At 68.9% G+C, this 16,153-nt stretch carries 15 protein-coding genes; 7 read left to right on the top strand and 8 right to left on the bottom strand.

The features are described 5' to 3' along the window. From ACTWPT_RS00345 to ACTWPT_RS00330, 4 genes are all read left to right on the top strand, one after another. A complete protein-coding gene (locus ACTWPT_RS00345) occupies nucleotides 1-1,092 on the top strand; it encodes an STM4014 family protein (RefSeq protein WP_443175162.1) in 1,092 nt (363 codons plus the stop codon). 68 nt (nucleotides 1,093-1,160) lie between these two features. After that, the gene (locus ACTWPT_RS00340; RefSeq protein ID WP_443175161.1) at nucleotides 1,161-1,946 is read left to right on the top strand and encodes an STM4013/SEN3800 family hydrolase; all 786 of its coding nucleotides are present in this window, start codon (nucleotides 1,161-1,163) and stop codon (nucleotides 1,944-1,946) included. Continuing rightward, nucleotides 1,933-3,201 carry an STM4012 family radical SAM protein gene (locus ACTWPT_RS00335; protein WP_443175160.1) on the top strand — a complete coding sequence of 423 codons (1,269 nt, stop codon included), beginning with the start codon at nucleotides 1,933-1,935 and terminating at the stop codon, nucleotides 3,199-3,201. Before ACTWPT_RS00340 ends, ACTWPT_RS00335 begins: the two co-directional genes overlap by 14 nt. Further along, nucleotides 3,195-4,064, top strand: a complete 870-nt coding sequence (locus tag ACTWPT_RS00330) for an STM4011 family radical SAM protein (protein ID WP_443175159.1) — start codon at nucleotides 3,195-3,197, stop codon at nucleotides 4,062-4,064. The genes ACTWPT_RS00335 and ACTWPT_RS00330 overlap by 7 nt, the downstream gene beginning before the upstream one ends. Here the strand turns inward: ACTWPT_RS00330 and ACTWPT_RS00325 are convergent. The 8 genes from ACTWPT_RS00325 to ACTWPT_RS00290 all read right to left on the bottom strand — a co-directional run bounded on the left by ACTWPT_RS00325 (nucleotide 4,022) and on the right by ACTWPT_RS00290 (nucleotide 14,513). Continuing rightward, complete coding sequence (locus ACTWPT_RS00325; RefSeq protein ID WP_443175158.1) at nucleotides 4,022-4,693, bottom strand: M15 family metallopeptidase; 672 nt, start codon at nucleotides 4,691-4,693, stop codon at nucleotides 4,022-4,024. The two genes, ACTWPT_RS00330 and ACTWPT_RS00325, sit on opposite strands and share 43 nt — an antisense overlap. Nucleotides 4,694-4,781: 88 nt before the next feature. After that, nucleotides 4,782-7,796 carry a BTAD domain-containing putative transcriptional regulator gene (locus ACTWPT_RS00320; protein ID WP_443175157.1) on the bottom strand — a complete coding sequence of 1,005 codons (3,015 nt, stop codon included), beginning with the start codon at nucleotides 7,794-7,796 and terminating at the stop codon, nucleotides 4,782-4,784. 353 nt (nucleotides 7,797-8,149) lie between these two features. Beyond that, the gene (locus ACTWPT_RS00315) at nucleotides 8,150-9,469 is read right to left on the bottom strand and encodes an FG-GAP-like repeat-containing protein (RefSeq protein WP_443175156.1); all 1,320 of its coding nucleotides are present in this window, start codon (nucleotides 9,467-9,469) and stop codon (nucleotides 8,150-8,152) included. A gap of 390 nt (nucleotides 9,470-9,859) precedes the next feature. Further along, complete coding sequence (locus ACTWPT_RS00310) at nucleotides 9,860-10,930, bottom strand: DUF6745 domain-containing protein (RefSeq protein WP_443175155.1); 1,071 nt, start codon at nucleotides 10,928-10,930, stop codon at nucleotides 9,860-9,862. Further along, the gene (locus tag ACTWPT_RS00305) at nucleotides 10,930-11,226 is read right to left on the bottom strand and encodes a hypothetical protein (protein ID WP_443175154.1); all 297 of its coding nucleotides are present in this window, start codon (nucleotides 11,224-11,226) and stop codon (nucleotides 10,930-10,932) included. Before ACTWPT_RS00305 ends, ACTWPT_RS00310 begins: the two co-directional genes overlap by 1 nt. 154 nt (nucleotides 11,227-11,380) lie before the next feature. Next, the gene (locus tag ACTWPT_RS00300) at nucleotides 11,381-12,718 is read right to left on the bottom strand and encodes an IS701 family transposase (protein ID WP_443175153.1); all 1,338 of its coding nucleotides are present in this window, start codon (nucleotides 12,716-12,718) and stop codon (nucleotides 11,381-11,383) included. A 485-nt stretch (nucleotides 12,719-13,203) separates the two neighbouring features. Further along, nucleotides 13,204-13,548: a hypothetical protein gene (locus ACTWPT_RS00295; protein ID WP_443175152.1), complete on the bottom strand. Its 345-nt coding sequence runs from the start codon at nucleotides 13,546-13,548 to the stop codon at nucleotides 13,204-13,206. Then, complete coding sequence (locus ACTWPT_RS00290) at nucleotides 13,548-14,513, bottom strand: SAM-dependent methyltransferase (protein WP_443175151.1); 966 nt, start codon at nucleotides 14,511-14,513, stop codon at nucleotides 13,548-13,550. The genes ACTWPT_RS00295 and ACTWPT_RS00290 overlap by 1 nt, the downstream gene beginning before the upstream one ends. Before the next feature lie 6 nt (nucleotides 14,514-14,519). On the opposite strand from ACTWPT_RS00290, the gene ACTWPT_RS00285 reads away from it, so the two are divergent. Genes ACTWPT_RS00285 through ACTWPT_RS00275 form a run of 3 tightly spaced genes read left to right on the top strand, consistent with a single transcriptional unit; the run spans nucleotide 14,520 to nucleotide 15,584 of the window. After that, nucleotides 14,520-14,903, top strand: a complete 384-nt coding sequence (locus ACTWPT_RS00285; protein WP_443175150.1) for a hypothetical protein — start codon at nucleotides 14,520-14,522, stop codon at nucleotides 14,901-14,903. A 7-nt stretch (nucleotides 14,904-14,910) separates the two neighbouring features. Continuing rightward, nucleotides 14,911-15,189 carry a hypothetical protein gene (locus ACTWPT_RS00280; RefSeq protein ID WP_305924641.1) on the top strand — a complete coding sequence of 93 codons (279 nt, stop codon included), beginning with the start codon at nucleotides 14,911-14,913 and terminating at the stop codon, nucleotides 15,187-15,189. Continuing rightward, nucleotides 15,186-15,584 carry a type II toxin-antitoxin system VapC family toxin gene (locus tag ACTWPT_RS00275; RefSeq protein ID WP_443175149.1) on the top strand — a complete coding sequence of 133 codons (399 nt, stop codon included), beginning with the start codon at nucleotides 15,186-15,188 and terminating at the stop codon, nucleotides 15,582-15,584. Before ACTWPT_RS00280 ends, ACTWPT_RS00275 begins: the two co-directional genes overlap by 4 nt. Nucleotides 15,585-16,153: the final 569 nt, after the last annotated feature.

Here is a 16,153-nt window from a genome sequence, read left to right as displayed (position 1 = left end):
GTGCTGAGCGGTGTGCGCCTCGCCGTGGTAGGGATCCCCGGGCATCGGCGCGTGACGATGTTCCGCGACGCCGTGCTGGCCGCGGGGCTGGCTGAGCCATACGTGGTCTCCTGGCGGGACGTGCTGACCAGGCGGGAGCTCCACGTGCCCGAGGGGTCGCTGCTGCGGCTGGACTCGCCGGGCGAGGACGCCGAGACCGACGCGCTGCTGCGCGGGCCCGGGGATCCTGCGCGGGTCGGCGGAGGCGCGTCCTGGTACGCCGCCTTCACCGCCGGGCTGGAACGGGTCGCCGCGATCGGGGGCGTGCGCCTGCTCGGCGACGTCCGGGAGATCGCCGTGATGTTCGACAAACGGCGCTGCCACGCCGTGTTGTCGGCCGCGGGAGTGCCGGTCCCGCCGGCCTTCGCGATCTCCTCGTACGCCGAGCTGCGTGCGGAGATGGCACGGAGGGGGTGGGCGCGGGTGTTCGTCAAGCCCGCGCACGGGTCGTCGGCGTCGGGCGTGATCGCGCTTCATGCGCGTGGTGACCGCGTCCAGGCCGTCACGTCGGCGGCCTGGGGGGCAGAGGGCGGGCTGTTCAACTCGCTGCGCGTGCGCACTTACACCTCCCATGACGAGGTGCGGCAGATCGTGAACCTCCTGGCCGGGGACGGGCTGCACGTGGAGCGGTGGTTCCCGAAGGCGTCGTTCGGCGGGAAGGTGTTCGACCTGCGGGTGGTGACCGTCGCCGGGGTTCCGACCCACGCGGTGGTGCGGATGAGCCGCACTCCCATGACGAACCTGCACCTCGGCGGGCAGCGCGGCGACCTCGAAATGGTGCGGTCGCGGCCGGCGTTGTGGGAGCGGGTGCTGGAGGTCTGTTCGCGGGTGGCCGCGTGTTTTCCCGGCAGCCTCGCCACGGGAGTGGATGTCATGGTGGGGGCGGATTGGCGCTCGGTCATGGTGGCGGAGGTGAACGCGTTCGGGGACCTGCTGCCCGGTTTGGGGGATATTTCAGGAAATGGGCGGGACACCTATGCCGAGCAGGTCCGGGCGATCCTGCCGGGGGCGATAACCCCCGACGCGACGACCGCGGCGGCGGGGGTCTCATGACCGGCACGCGGCAAGAGGCGGGCCCGCTCGACAGGACGACAGTGTCCTCCCGGACAGGCGCGCTCGACATGAACGCCATTGTGGGCAGCCACGACATCCTGTTGGTGACGCTCGACACGCTGCGCTACGACGTCGCCGCCGAGCTCGCGGCCGCCGGTCAGCTGACCGGCCTCCTGCCGCCGGGCGTGTCGTGGGAGCGCAGGCACAGCCCGGGAAGCTTCACCTACGCCGCGCACGCCGCCATGTTCGCCGGTTTCCTGCCGACGCCGGTGACGCCGGGGCCGCATCCGCGGTTGTTCGCGGCCACCTTCCCCGGGAGCGAGACCACGGCCGCGGGCACGTGGGTGTTCGACGCGCCCGACCTACCCACGGGCCTGGCCCGGGCCGGTTACCACACGGTGTGCGTGGGCGGCGTGGGCTTCTTCAACAAGCTGACGCCGCTCGGGTCCGCGCTTCCGAGCCTGTTCGCCGAGAGCCATTGGGAGCCGGAGTTCGGCGTGACGAATCCGGCATCTCTGGAGCACCAGATCGACCGGGCCGCCGAGGTGCTGCGCCGCGTACGCGAGCAGGTCTTCCTGTTCGTCAACGTGTCGGCCCTGCACCAGCCCAACCATTTCTACCTGCCCGGCGCGACCGGCGACTCGCTGGAGAGCCACGCCGCGGCCCTGCGCTACGTGGACCGGCACATCGGGCGGCTCTACGGGCTGATGCGCCGCCCTTGCCTGGTGATCGTCTGCTCGGACCACGGCACGGCGTACGGCGAGGGCGGGCACACCGGCCACCGGGTCGGCCACGAGGTGGTCTGGACGGTTCCATATGCGCAGTTCGTACTGGAGGATCATGCGGCCGTATGAGGGCTATGTCTACGCCTATCCGCACAAGACCGCCTACCGGCCACTCGACCCGCGGCCGCCGCTGAAGGAGGTGTGGGCGGGCGAACGGCCGGGTGCGCTCTACGTGCACATCCCGTTCTGCGAGATGCGGTGCGGCTTCTGCAACCTGTTCACGCGGACGGGCGCCCCGGAGGAGCTGGTCACGGCCTACCTCGACACGCTGGAACGCCAGGCGGTGCAGGTGCGGGACGCTCTGGAGGAGACCGGTTTCGCCACGGCCGCGTTCGGCGGCGGAACGCCGACCTACCTCAGCGCGGGCGAGCTGGTCCGGCTGTTCGACCTGACCGAGCGGACGATGGGCGTCGATCTCGCCCGGATCCCCTTGTCGGTGGAGACCTCCCCCGCCACCGCCACCCCGGACCGCCTGACCGTACTGGTCGAGCGCGGGACCATGCGCGTGTCCATCGGTGTGCAGAGCTTCATCGACGCCGAGGCCCGCGCCGCCGTACGCCCGCAGAAGCGGGCCGAGGTGGAGACGGCGCTGGACACCATCCGGGCGGCGGGTGTGCCGGTGCTCAACATCGACCTGATCTACGGCATCGACGGGCAGACGGTGGACTCGTGGCTCGCCTCGATCGAGGCGGCGCTGACGTGGCGGCCCGAGGAGCTCTACCTCTACCCCCTCTACGTCCGCCCGCTCACTGGGCTGAGCAAACAGGGGCGGGCCTGGGACGACCAGCGGCTCGAGCTCTACCGGGCGGGGCGCGACCGGCTGGCGGCGGCCGGATACGAGCAGGTCTCGATGCGCATGTTCCGCTTGCCCGGCGGCGCCGGGACGGCCACGGAATACTGCTGCCAGACCGACGGCATGGTGGGGCTCGGGTGCGGCGCAAGGTCGTACACGAGCCGGCTGCACTACTCGTTCGAGTACGCCGTGGAGGCGCGGCACGTGCGGTCGATCATCGACGACTACGTGGGACGGACGGAGTTCGGCGTGGCCAACGTGGGCTTCGAGCTGTCGCTCGACGAGCGCAAACGACGGCACCTCATCCAGTCGTTGTTGCAGGCAGAGGGCCTGTCACGGGAGCTCTACCTGGACCGGTTCTGCACCGACGTCCTGGCCGACTTCCCGCTGGAAGGGTTCGCGGAGTGGCTGCGGGTGGATCCGGGCGCGGTGCGGCTGACGGCGGAGGGGCTGGCCTTCTCGGACGCGATCGGGCCCGCGCTCTTCTCGCCGCAGGTGAGGCGGCTCATGGACGAGTACGCCCCATGCTGACCATCCTCTACCGCGGCCCCCTGTCCAGCTGCGACTACGACTGTGCTTACTGCCCGTTCGCCAAACGGCGCGACGCCCCCGAGCAGTTGCGGGCCGACCAGGCGGCGCTGGAGCGGTTCGCGGGGTGGGTGACCGCGCAGCCGTTCGAGGTGTCGGTGCTGTTCACGCCGTGGGGCGAAGGGCTGGTCAGGTCGTGGTACAGGCGGGCGCTCGTCGAGCTCTCCTGGTTGCCGAACGTCACGAGAGTCGCCATTCAGACGAATCTCAGCTGCCGTACCGCATGGTTGTCCGAGGCGTCGGACCGGGCGGCCCTGTGGGTGACGTACCATCCGACGCAGGTCGCCTACGACCGGTTCCTCGGCAAGATCCGCTCGCTGCCGGTACGCCACAGCGTGGGCATCGTCGGCGACCCCGCGCACCTGACGCACGCGCGGCGGCTCAGGGCCGACCTGCCCGCGGAGACCTACCTCTGGGTCAACGCCGAGGAGGGCCGTCTCTACACCGACGCCGAGGCGGCCGACTGGTCGGAGATCGACCCCCTCTTCCACTACAGCCGGTTCGCGCACCCCAGTGCGGGCCTGCCGTGCCGCACCGGGGACGACGTGATCTCGGTCAGCGGCGACGGCACGGTCCGGCGCTGCCATTTCATCCCGGGGGTGCTGGGCAACCTGTACGACGGCTCGTACCGCGCGGCGTTGCGGCCCCGGCCGCCCTGCCCGGCTGCAGCTTGCGACTGCCATATCGGATATGTCCACCTAGAGCCGCTCGGGCTCTACGACGTCTTCGCCGGCGGCATCCTGGAGCGCATCCCCCACCCGAGTCACCGTGACGCCGCGAGCGTCAGGTCCTCCGCGATGCCGTAGCGGGCGTAGCGGGCCTGGGTGATGTACGCCCAGTAGCGCTCTCCGAAGGACCAGTGCCACCACTCCGTGGGGTAGTTGACGAAGCCGGCCGAGGCCAGGGCGTTACCCAGGATGCGGCGGTTGCTCCTGGCTTCGGCGGAGATCGCGGTCGAGTCGGTGTAGCAGCTCTCGTCGCTCTCCGGCGGCGTGGCGTTGACCTCCGTACCCATGTCCAGTTCGACGCCGCCGGAGGTGCACAGGGTCAGATCGACCGCGCCGCCGGTGATGTGGGGGGCGACTTCGGGTGGGGAGACGTACCTGCTCGCCTCGATCCGGGCACGTGCGTCGTCCCAGCCGGGATGCGCGGCCCGCTGACGGGTGACGGCCGAGGCGAAGTACTGCCGCTGCAAGCCGGGCGGGCGGAATCCCTCGACGATCAGGAACCGCAGCTCGCGAGGCAGTCGCGTCTGCGCGACGACCAGGCGGTCGGACACACTCTGCCGGACGTGCGCGTACGCACCCGCCTCGTCGGCGAGTCGCGGGTCGACCCGGATGGCCTCCAAAGTGCGCAGATCCACCAATGGTTCCGCGCATTCCTTGACCGGGACCTCAGCGATCCGCGAATCGGACAGGAACACGATCTCCTGCATGGAGCCCTCCGTTGCCAGCCATGGACGCTCCGGCCTGAGACGTCAACGCCATGGTGCAGCGGCCTGCTCCAAAAACCCTGCAAACGGATCAGGAGGGCTTTTCCATCAACAGCTCGTCATATTCACGGCAGCCGTGTAATCGGAACGTCTCCAGCGCCTCCGCCCAGATGGCGTCGGCGGTGACATCGTCGCCGAACGCCCGGTGCACCAGTGCCAGGTCACGTTGGGTACGAGCGTGGAAGGGGCGGATCCGCAGCGCCTCCCACAGCCGCAGCGATTCCTCCAGACGGCTCTTGGCCTGGTAGAGACGCCCCTCGGCCAGGTCGAGCTCGCCGAGCGTCCGCAGGGTGCAGGCCTCGCCCCAGCGATCCTGCAGGGCGCGCATGGTGGCGAGCACCTCTTCCAGCGGTTGCCGCGCCTGGTCGTGCTCGCCGAGCCGGATCCACGCCTTGGCCAGCGAACGTGTGCAGTAGGCCACCATCAGCCGGTCGCCGAGCGGACGGAAGATCTCCAACGCCTGCTCGCACAGCTCCGCGGCCTTGTCGTGCTCGCCTCGGGCGCGGTGGTGCAAGGACATGCTGCGGAGGGTCAGCCCGGCGCCACGGCGGTTGCCCATCTGCTGGTAGAGCGCCAGCGCGGCGGTCAGATCCGCCCATGTCGCCGGGTAGTCCCCGCGTTCGAGGCGTACTGTGCCCGACAGCCGTTTGACGTGCGCCAGGGCCGCCGTGTCGGCGAGGTCGTTCAGTAGCGTCTCGGCCTGACCGAGGAAGTGCAGGGACTCGGCCAGGTATCCCTGCTCGCGGCAGGCGGCGCCGAGCCCGGCGAGGGTGGCCGCCTCCCCGCGAGTGTCCTTGGCCGTACGGAACAGCGACAGCGCCTGGCCGAGATACTGGCGGGACTCCGCGAAGGCGTCCCTCGCGTAGTAGAGGTGGCCCAGACCGGCCAGTAGGGCCGCCTCTCCGGGGACGTTGTCCATCCGCTGCGCGACCATGAGCGCCGCGTCGTGCATCCGGCGCCAGGCCGCGAACGGGTCGTCGAAGATGTACTGGGTGCCTTCGAACGCCGCCGCCGAGACGGCACAGGCGAGCTCGATGGCCAGTTCGTCGAGGTCCATGGCCGCCGCCAGTTCCACGCTGACGATCAGGGCCTCGTCCTCGCTGCGGAACCATGCGTGCGGGTCGGCCAGCGCCGGTCCCGCCGCTTCGTCGTCCACCGGACGAGCCAGCCCGGGTGCGGCGCGCATGGGGATCGCCCCGGTCGGGGCGGCCTGGCTCAACCACTCGATCAGCCACAACCAGCCGCCCAGGACTCTGCTGACCGTGGCCGTCAACTCCTGCGCCGGCTCTTCGGCGTGCGCGCGTTCCGCGGCGAACAGCCGGATCAGGTCGTGCAACCGGTAGCGGGCCTGGCCGGTCGCGTCCACGTCCGCCTCTTCGAGGAGCGAAGCGTCCACGAGATGCTCCAGCAGTTGCTCGGCCTGGCGGAGGCCGGTCTCCAGCGCCGTTGCGGCCACCCAGACGGGGAAGCTCGGCAGGCCGAGCAGTCCGAGCCGGCGCAGCGCCGTCTTCTCCGCGGAGGGCAGCATGGCGTAGCTGAAGGCGATGCTGGCCCGCACTTCCTGGTCTCCGGCGGCCAGTTCGTCGAGCCGGTGTTGTTCGTCGGCCAGCCGGTCGGCCAGGCGTCGCGCTGACCATTGACGTCGTGAGGCCAGCTTGGCCCCGGCGATGCGCAGTGCGAGTGGCAGGCCGCCGCACTGCGCGACGATGTGCCGTGCCGCGTCGAGGTCGATGGTGATCCGCTCATGGCCGGCGATCTGGGCGAGCAGTTCGATACTCGCCTCGACGGGCAGTATGCCCAGGTCGATGAGGGCGGCGCCGTCCAGTCCGGCTAGGCGGTTGCGGGAGGTGATGATCACGCCGCAGCCGGGGCCGCTGGGCAGCAGGGGCCGTACCTGCGCCTCGGAACTGGCGTCGTCCAGCACGATCAGCTTGCGCTGGCCGGCCAGCAGGGTTCGGTAGTGGTTGGCGCGTTCGTCCAGGGTGAGGGGGAGCTGCGTGCCGGGCGGCTGGAGTTCGCGCAGGAGGCGGCCCAGGGTCTCCGCCGGGGTGGCCGGTGTGTGCGTCGTACCGCGCAGTTGCACGTGGAGTTGGCCGTCAGGGTAGAAGTGCGCGAGCTCGTGTGCGGCACGCAGTGCCAGAGCGGACTTGCCGATGCCGCCCTGTCCGCAGATCACGCAGACCGGCGTGGTGTTCGGCCTGGTGAGCCGGTCGCGTAACGCGGTGAGCTCCTCCTCGCGCGCGGTGAAGTCGGGGGGCGCGGAGGGCAGTTGCCGGGGCGCGACGGTTCTGGCCGCGCCCAGCAGCGCGGGGTCGGAGTGCAGGATCGCCTCGTGCGTACGCTGCAAGTCCGGGCCCGGCTCGATCCCCAGCTCCTCGATCAGCGCCCGCCTGCCCTGCTGGTAGACCGCGAGCGCGTCCGCCTGGCGACCGGCCCGATAGAGCGCCACCATGAGATCCCGGCGCAGCCGCTCGCGGATGGGATGCACCGCGACCAGCTCGGTGAGCTCGTCGATCAGACCTTCGACCCCGCCGGCCGCCAGGTCGGCCGCGATCCGCTCCTCGAGCACCGCGAGTCGCAGCTCTTCCAGCCTGATGGCCTCCGGGCGCAGGAAGGTGTCGCCGATCCCGCCCAGGGCGGGGCCCCGCCACAGGGCCAGCGCCGTGCGGAAGAAACCCGCCGCCTCTTGGTGACCGCCCGTACGCGCCGCCTGCCGTCCATGGTCCACCAGCCGCTCGAAAACGTCCTTGTCGAGGGCGTCCGGTGGGATCTCCGCCGTGTAGCCCACCCGATGCGAGACGATGATCCTCGGCAGACCCGCGCTGTCGAAGGCCCTGCGCAACGAGGCGACATAGGTCTGCAGCACACCACGCGCGGTCGGCGGCTGGTCCTCCCGCCAGATCGCCTCCATCAGCCGCTCGACGCTGACCGCGCGGCCGGCGTCGAGGAGCAGGGCGGCGAGCAGGGCCCGCGGCTTGGGTCCCCCGAGAGGAACCTGCCGCCCACCGTTCCACACCTCGACCGGACCCAGGAGCCGTAACTCCATCGGTTTCTCCCCACAAGGTTCGGCGGACCTTGGCCAAACCCTATGGGCACAGCGATGCGGCTTACCAGAGGCGGTGCCGTACAACGCAAAGGACCCCGGGCTGTCCTCGGGTCCTCCTTGCGGCTAGTTGACGGTGGCGGGTTGGGCGGACAGCAACGTCTGAGTCCAGCCGCCGGGATCGACAGCTCCGCGCCCGCTCACCCTTCTGCTCACCGGACGAAGGGCTCTGCGCTGGAAGTAATTCGTCCAAGCTTTGTGGCCCGAACTCCTCGGAGTGCCTTGCCGAAGTTGGCCGCTCCCGCCCGGTGTCGGCCGCCTGGGGTGGTGGGCGGCCGACACCGGCGGGGATGGGGTCAGGTCAGGATGCGGGTGCTGCCGGCCCAGCCGTGCCCGACTTCGCGTGGCACGCTGCCCGTATACGGCTGACCGTCATCACGCACGAAGTTGTTGCTGTAGAGCAGCATCTTGCCCGCGGCGTCCACAGCCAGCAGGTCGGTGAACCCATCACCGGTCACATCAGCCGGAATGATCCTCGTCGAACTACTCCAGCCATGCCCGACCTCACGCGGCGCGCCGCCCGTAAACGGCTGACCATCATCACGCACGAAGTTGTTGCTGTAGAGCAGCATCTTGCCCGCGGCGTCCACAGCCAGCAGGTCGGTGAACCCATCACCGGTCACATCAGCCGGAATGATCCTCGTCGAACTACTCCAGCCATGCCCGACCTCACGCGGCGCGCCGCCCGTAAACGGCTGACCATCATCACGCACGAAGTTGTTGCTGTAGAGCAGCATCTTGCCCGCGGCGTCCACAGCCAGCAGGTCGGTGAACCCATCACCGGTCACATCAGCCGGAATGATCCTCGTCGAACTACTCCAGCCATGCCCGACCTCACGCGGCGCGCCGCCCGTAAACGGCTGACCATCATCACGCACGAAGTTGTTGCTGTAGAGCAGCATCTTGCCCGCGGCGTCCACAGCCAGCAGGTCAGTGTACGAGTCACCCGTCACACTGTTGCCGACCCTTGGCTCGTCAACGGTCCCTCCGACGGGAGCGCTGTAGCCAACAATGTCGGTGTTGGAGCGGGAGTAGGAGTTGCTCCGGGTGCGGTCGCCGCTGTTGCCCTCGATCGTGTAGACGGTGCTCGCGTTCGCCGAGGTCACGATGCCGACGTGATCGATGTCGCCGCTCTGGTCCCAGTCGAAGACGATGGCGTCACCGGGCTGGGGTGAGTAGCCGTTGCCGAAGGCGTGCCACGTTCCGTGCTTGACGCCGTAGTCCTTGAACGACGACGCCCATCCCGTGAGGACGCCTCCGCTGCCCTCGGGCACATCGGCATACGGAACGCCGGCCCGTTGCCAGACGTACTTGGCGAAGTCGGCGCACCAGTCGCTGTTGCGCCACCGGACGCCGTCACTGCTCGGGCAGCCGTCGGCGGGCTTCCAGCTGCGGAAGTACCCGGTGTAGTAGTTGCAGCCGCTGCCCATCGGGGATTCGTGATTGCGCGTGGAGTTGCCGAGCTGGTCCTGCGCCACGGAGACGATGGCCGGGCGGGACACCGCCGACGCCTGCGTCGCGGAGACCGCGACCACACTCAGGGCGACGACGGGCACCGCCAGCATCGAACGGAGGATGCGGGATAAGAACGCGGTGCGTTTCTTGGGAGGTTTCATGGTGCGAAGCCTGCGCCGGGCTTCTCCAAACTCGGTTCAAACCTGCTTGAACGTCTTTGCCCGCATCCTGCCCGTAGAGACCGCCGCCCTGGCGCGGACCACATCCATCACCCGCTCGGCACACATCACCCGCCCGGCGTCGACTGCGGCTTAGGCCCCGAGGACTGCCGCATTGTCTGCAGTCCAGCCGTCCCGAGGGAGGCCGCCACCTCCCCTCCCACACCTGGACCAGCCCGGAGGGCCGTGGCTCCACGGGGTGTCCGCCGGCTTTGCGGCTTTCCACCTCGACACCGCATTGGGACACCGCATTGGATGGCAGTTACAGAGATTTTCCATTGGCGTGTGCGACCCTGCCGTCCGGCCGAGTCGGCGCCGCGGAGTTCTCCCCGGTCAGGTCTCGCGCTCGGGTCGGTAGTCCTCCTCCGCGATGCCGAACGTCCACGCGACCCCCTCTCGCGCCCGCTGCACCCACGGCGGCACCCGCAGGAAGTAGGTGCGGCTGGTGCCGTCGGGCTCGGGCGTGGAGTTGACGACCTCCACCATGGTGATCGACTCGTCGCCGGGCAGGTCGATGCACCACAGGACACCGGTCTCGTCGCGATGTAAGGGCCTGGCGCCGGACTCGGCAAGATAGCGGTCGTAACCGAAGTGCTCCAGCATCACGCGGCGCAGCTCGGCGTTGTCCTCGTTGCGGATCCGCTCGGGCGTGAGATCGCGCATCGACGACCCGAACTCGGCGGGGACGGGCATGCCGTGCCAGGCGTGCAGGGCGAAGCCATCGGAGTAGGACATGGCAGGCCCGTCCGCGCGATGCAGCCGTGCGAGCTCGTCGAGGTGCAGCTCGACAGGCCGCTCCGTGATGATCGCCACCCGCTCGTACGGCCACCACCAGCCCGCGCACTCGGCCACCCGCTTCAGCCCGTCCAGGCCGTCGAACGCCGACAACCACGGGGCGTCGTGCTGCCCGAGCACGGCGTCCAACGTGACCTGCCGCAGCGCCTCGCCACCGAGGTCGGCCAGCCCTCGGCGGACGGCGGTGACCAATTGGTCGACCTGCGGCCACAGCCGTCCGCCCGTCTGGTCCCAGAGCGCCGCCCAACCGGTCGGCCCGAGCTCGGCGTAGAGCGCTGCCCTCGCGCGCTCCCACGGCTGCGTACGGACGACGTCCCGCACCGACCGCCCCGGCTCACCGACCGGCCGCAGTGCACCGAACAGCGCCTGAGCACGGTCGGCTCCGCCGGGCCCCCGCACCGCCGGCATCGCCTCCTCAAGGGCCTGGCGCTGGGCGTCGTCGCCGGTCAGCCATGCCGCCGCCACAGCCCCGGCCGCGGGCGAGCTGAGCACGACAACGTGCTCAGGCTCCACCAGCCCGGCATCGCGGTACGCCTGCCGGACGGCCGCCTCCGGGTCGCCTCCCGCGCCGGTCGCCCGAGCGACCCGCTCCCACGTCAGCGTCTCCATCAGTCGGCCACCACCCGGAAGGACCCCGGCACGTATTCGCGCTGCCTGATCACCCGATACCAGCCCTTGGGCAGCGAGATCGCGTCATGCTCCTCGTGCACCAGCCTTCCTCCCTCAGGGAGGTGCAGGAATCCACCGGAGAGCGTGCCGGGACCGGGGATCGCGTGACAGTGCCCGGTGGCCTCGCCATGGGCCAGCACGAGCCGCCCGCGGGCGTCCCGCGGCTCGGGCCGCATGGTGTGCGGCGCGGACTCCTCCGGAATCGGCATGATCAGGATGTCGCCCTGTCGATACATCGACCAACCTCCATCGTCGGGGGGATGATCGAAAGTTATCGACCGCGACCGACAATTCCTGCGTGGCCAGGTCTCCCGTCGCACGGTGATCGATCGGCATATCCCTACCGGCGGCGTCGTTGATCGGTCTGCCTAGTACGGCAGCCGCCATTCGTTAGCTGAGCTGGGTGTATGCAGTAGCGAGGCGGGCGCGGCGGTGGAACCATCGGGCGCGTGCTTGGTGGCGGCGGCGCCAGGCTGACCAGTGGGCGATGTGTTCCAGCGATGGTGTGCGGGTGGCGGCGGCGTTGAACAGGCGCTTGATCTCGGCGACCGTCAGCGGGATCATGCCGGGGTCCTCGGGTGGCAGTTGGTCGGTTCTGGTGGGTGGCGGGGCCTGGGTGTCGGTGCGGCGCCTGGCCGCTGCGGCGCTCACCGCGCAGATGGCCAAGGCCGCCATCACGAGCACGGTGTGGCGCAGTATCGCCTCATAGAGGCGGACCTGAGCTTGGTCCAGGCCGAACAGGTCCTTGCTGAACTCGAAGGTTTCCTCCACCGGCCACCGCAGCCCGGCGGCGGTTATCAGGCGTGGCAGGGTGACGGGCCGGTCTTCGGGCACGAAGCAGTAGTGGAAGGCCAGCTCACCGGTCGTGCGGTGCTTGCGGACCAGCAGATAGTGGGTCGGGCTGGTGGTAGCGATCCAGGCCCAGGCGTAGGTGCGCTCTCCCTTGGAGCCGTCCCCGGCTGAGCGGATGGTCCATGTGCGTTTCTGCTTGCAGTGCTTGGCCACTGCTTGCTCGCAGGTCAGGCAGGTGCCACCGCCGAGAGTGAGAGTGAAGGTGGCGCGGACGCGCAGCACGTAGGCCTGGCCGTGCTCTTCCAGGAAGGTACGCAGTGTCGTGCATTCGCCGTAGACCTCATCGCCGGCGACGAAGTCCAGGCGCACGCCGTCGGCGTAGGCGTCGGTGAGCAGGTCGATGGCCAGCTCGCCCTTGGTGGCGAAGGTCAGTTCCAGGGGCAGGCCGGTGGTGATCGCCTTGACCGGGTCGCTGATCTGCTCGGCGGGGATCCACTGCCGCGAGCCGATCAGCGTGTGCCCGGCACCGGCGCGGACGTAGGCCAGGTGGACGAGGTTGATGCCGTTGTCGATGCCGCCCGCGCAGCCCATGTGCTGACGCTTGACGCCGGCCGTGGCGGTGCCCTTTTTCTCCTGGCCGGACTCGTCCAGCGCTCCCACGGTCAGGCTGCCCGGCCTGGCGGCGGCGTCCAGGCGGGTGACGGCGAAGCGGCGGATGGCGCTCATCGTGCCCAGGGTGTCCCAGCTGGCACGGTTCAACAGCCGCTGGGTGGCGTCAGGGTTGGAGTCGCCCACCTGCTCGGCGATCGTCCAGCCGTTGCGCTTGGGGAGGTCGGACATCACCGCGCGGACGTACTTGGCGGCCTGCAGCCGCGGCTCGACTCTGACGAACATCGGCGCCAGCGCGCCCATCAGCTCCTCAAGGTTCCGCTGCACGCGCGCCGCCTCTACGATGAGGGCAGCAGCCGCTCTCGATCTTGTACTCTTCACACAGACATGATCATGGGCGGCTGCTCTTGTTGTGCAGGATCGCCATCACAAGATCGTATCGACCAGCGACGTATCACCCCAGCTCAGCTGGCGAATGGCGGCTGCCGTACTAGGGTGTCCGGTCCCGGCCCGCGTAATCCATGGAGTGCGTTCTTCATCGTCGATCGCGTACCACAGCCGACCGCCTGAGGTGGCTTCGTACTGCCACTGTTCCAACGATGCCCCGCCAACCTTGACTACGCCGAGTGCACCCTTGAGTGGGTGCTGGCGACAGTCCACATGCCGCGGATTTCCTGTAATGGCCACCCACGCCCTATCAAGATTCTCGGGCGCCTGCGTGAGCGACTCTTTCCAGCCCTCGGCGGCTCGCCGATCAGCGAATCGAACGCGCCATGGATGAGGCCGGGGAACATCGTCGCCCCGGCCTGCCATCAGGAACCCCCTTTCGGACGGGCCACCTCCAGACCATCACCGGGGAAGGGCCCCTGCAATTCGCGAGCGAGCTCAGGATCGCTCCAGATCACCGCGGTGGAGCGCCAGGAGGTCAGCGACCGCGCGAACGGCAGCAGCTCTCCGGTGTCCGCGCCTGCGATCAGATGGCTGAGCAGGTCGCGTACACACTCATGACGCTCGGTGTCGGGAAGCCACGTGAGCCAAGGGAGCTCCTCGGCGAGGACCTCCTCGGCGAGTTCGCTGTTCCGGCGAGCCACTATGGCCAGTGCTCGGGCGGCGATGCGCAAGCTGGCCGCACCTGCTTCAAATCGCTCGGCGCGCATCAGGATGATGTTCTCGTCATCGCGACGCTCGAGGATGACGTCGGCGTGATCCAGTGTGGGAAGGACCTCCGAAGGGCCTCTGAGAAACGTGCTGTACGGGAAGCTCTTCGTGGCCATACCAGGCGAGCGCCGATCACGGCGGGCGCCCCGGGCGGAACGGGGAGCCGGCGGACGTCGTCGAAACCGGCCTCGCGCAGTCGTTCGATCAGATCGTCCGCCGGTGCGGCAGTGCCCCCGTCGCGGATCACCCGCCACCCGGTGATGGCGTCGGAGAACTCGTCGCCCTCATAGCGGACGCCCCCCAGGACGAGCCAGCCGCCCCGGCGCAGCGCCGCCAGCAGCCTCGGCAGGGCGGCGAACACCGCGGCCGACGGGATGAATATAGTCGGCACCCACGCCATGTCGTAGCGGTCCCGATCGTCCAAATCGGCCACGATCTGCAGTCGCAGCTCCACCCGCTCGGCGACACCGAAGTCCGCCACCATCCGCTTGGCCAGGTCCAGCGCGCGAGGGAGCACATCGATGCCGGTTCCGCGGAGGGCAGGGAGGTCGGCGCACAGGGCCGAGATCATGCCGCCGGTGCCGACGCCCACGTCCAGGAGCTCCGCACCTGGCTCGGCCAGCCGCTCGGTCAGCCCGCCCAGCAGCGAGAGCGTGTGCCGCGTGCCCAGCCGGATCCCCGACACCGACGCCTTGCCCTGCTCCAGCAGGGTGTCATCGTCGTTGTTGTGCCAGCCGGCCGCACCGGTCGCGGCCGTGGCCGCCTGCCGTAGGTTGCCGGTCAGGTTGAGGAATCTGGCCTGGTCGGGGTCTGCAAGCAACTCGGTCAGCCCGGGGGCGGCAACGTACCTGTCGTCCTGGAGTACGGCGAGTCCCCGGGCGGCCAGCGCCCGGCCACGGTGGGGATCGAGCGGGGCGGCCAAGTCGAGCCCGGCCACCATTGCCAGCAGCCAGGCGGCGTTCACCAGGTCGTGGATGCGTTGTTCGACACCCTGGATTTCGCCGCCAAGGGCCCGGACGGCCAGCCGGTCATCGCGGCCGACGCCCACGTCCGTCTGGCCCATCCGAGCTTCCACGGCAACGCCCACCTGCTGCGGCGCGGCTACAACTTCGTGGACGGCTCCGACGGGCTCGGACGCCTGGACGCCGGATTGTTCTTCATCGCCTACCAGCGCGATCCGCGTAAGCAGTTCGTGCCGGTGCAGATGAAGCTGGCCAAGATCGACCCGCTGAACGAGTACATCAAGCACGTTTCTAGCGGACTGTTCGCGGTCCCACCTGGCGTTCGGGACGCGGGAGATTATTGGGGTCGTACGCTCTTTGACCAAGGGCTTATAGCATTCTCAATGCTATAGTGAGTTCATGGTCGACGACGCTGATTTCCCTCCCGGTGACGGCCCCAGCAGCGGGATCTCCGTCTCTCTCACCGCTGGCACGCTGCAGGCGATCCGTGAGCGGGTTGGCAAGCGTGGCGTGTCCGCATACCTGGAGAGGGCGGCCCAGCGCCAGCTCGAGCGGGACAACCTGAACGAGCTGATCGCAGACTTTGAGAAGGTCCACGGCCCGGCCGATTCGGACGCCGTGGCGGCCAAGCGTGCTCGACTCACCGGGGACGCGCCCGCAGCGGGGGCAGCTGCGTGAGTGGTGCCCTAGTCCTGGACAGCGAGGGTTTGGCAAAAGCCGTGCAGAGGGACCGTGAGGTGCACGAGTGGCTGACGGCATCCCGTGACGCGGACCTCCCCGTCGTCACATCGGCTGCAGTGCTGGTCGAGGTGATTCACCCGAAGATCAATGATGCCGCCTTGAAGTGGACGCTGTCACGCCTGCGAGTGGAGCCGGTCACACAGACCCTGGCTCAGTCCGCTGCTGCGCTGCTGCGATATGCAGGGTTGCACGGTCACAAGTACGCCATCGATGCGATGCTCTGCGCGACCGCCCTACAGCATCCAGGCCGGGTGACGATCCTGACCTCCGATGTCGAGGACATCGGCCTGCTCATCACCGAGCATCCGCGGGTAGTGGCGGAAAAGGTCTGATCCGAGGCATCGCTGAGGCGTCCACGGCCCTGGATCGCCGATCGCCACGAGCCCAGCGACCGATCGAACGGCAGCCACTCCTCCGCGAAAGGACTGCTGCACTGAGCCACCGTAGCCAGCTTTCGAGCGTCAAAGGGAGTCACGGCACCAAACTTATCGCCGCGCATCTGGGCCTGAACGGTATACGGCGTTAAATTGAAAGCCGGTCATTGCCGCCACCCCTGGCACAGCTAGACAGCCCGGTTCCACCATCCACCCACTGGCTGAGGGAGCGGGCTGGCATGGCCCCAGACGTCACGCAGGACCAGCCGCCTCACCGAGATCGGCACCCACCGAGGTAGAGATGTCATTGGCAAATAATCGTCTCGGGCTCGCGCGTATGACTGTGATCCTAGTTTTAGGATCATGTGGTCTGCTTGGTTGCCAGCCGCGCCCCGATCAACAGCTTTTCGTCAGCAACGAGACAGATGGCGTCGTCGTCGTGACGTGGAGAGAAGACGGTCGACCGAGGGCGACAATCGCTCCGCACACAAGAGCGAATTTTGGTGGATATGGCAATTGGTGCACAA

The sequence above is a fragment of the Nonomuraea sp. 3N208 genome, assembly GCF_052245935.1.
GTDB lineage: Bacteria > Actinomycetota > Actinomycetes > Streptosporangiales > Streptosporangiaceae > Nonomuraea.
The sequence above is the reverse complement of the archived record's forward strand: the minus strand, read 5'-3'. Positions and strand labels throughout refer to the sequence as shown.

Excerpts from the sequence above, each read along its gene's own strand:
- ACTWPT_RS00330 (WP_443175159.1), top strand. The coding sequence starts at position 3,195 with ATGCTGACCATCCTCTACCGCGGCCCCCTGTCCAGCTGCGACTACGAC.
- ACTWPT_RS00305 (WP_443175154.1), bottom strand. The coding sequence starts at position 11,226 with ATGTATCGACAGGGCGACATCCTGATCATGCCGATTCCGGAGGAGTCC.
- ACTWPT_RS00315 (WP_443175156.1), bottom strand. The coding sequence starts at position 9,469 with ATGAAACCTCCCAAGAAACGCACCGCGTTCTTATCCCGCATCCTCCGT.
- ACTWPT_RS00325 (WP_443175158.1), bottom strand. The coding sequence starts at position 4,693 with ATGCAGGAGATCGTGTTCCTGTCCGATTCGCGGATCGCTGAGGTCCCG.
- ACTWPT_RS00310 (WP_443175155.1), bottom strand. The coding sequence starts at position 10,930 with ATGGAGACGCTGACGTGGGAGCGGGTCGCTCGGGCGACCGGCGCGGGA.
- ACTWPT_RS00280 (WP_305924641.1), top strand. The coding sequence starts at position 14,911 with ATGGTCGACGACGCTGATTTCCCTCCCGGTGACGGCCCCAGCAGCGGG.
- ACTWPT_RS00340 (WP_443175161.1), top strand. The coding sequence starts at position 1,161 with ATGAACGCCATTGTGGGCAGCCACGACATCCTGTTGGTGACGCTCGAC.
- ACTWPT_RS00320 (WP_443175157.1), bottom strand. The coding sequence starts at position 7,796 with ATGGAGTTACGGCTCCTGGGTCCGGTCGAGGTGTGGAACGGTGGGCGG.
- ACTWPT_RS00335 (WP_443175160.1), top strand. The coding sequence starts at position 1,933 with ATGCGGCCGTATGAGGGCTATGTCTACGCCTATCCGCACAAGACCGCC.
- ACTWPT_RS00295 (WP_443175152.1), bottom strand. The coding sequence starts at position 13,548 with ATGCGCGCCGAGCGATTTGAAGCAGGTGCGGCCAGCTTGCGCATCGCC.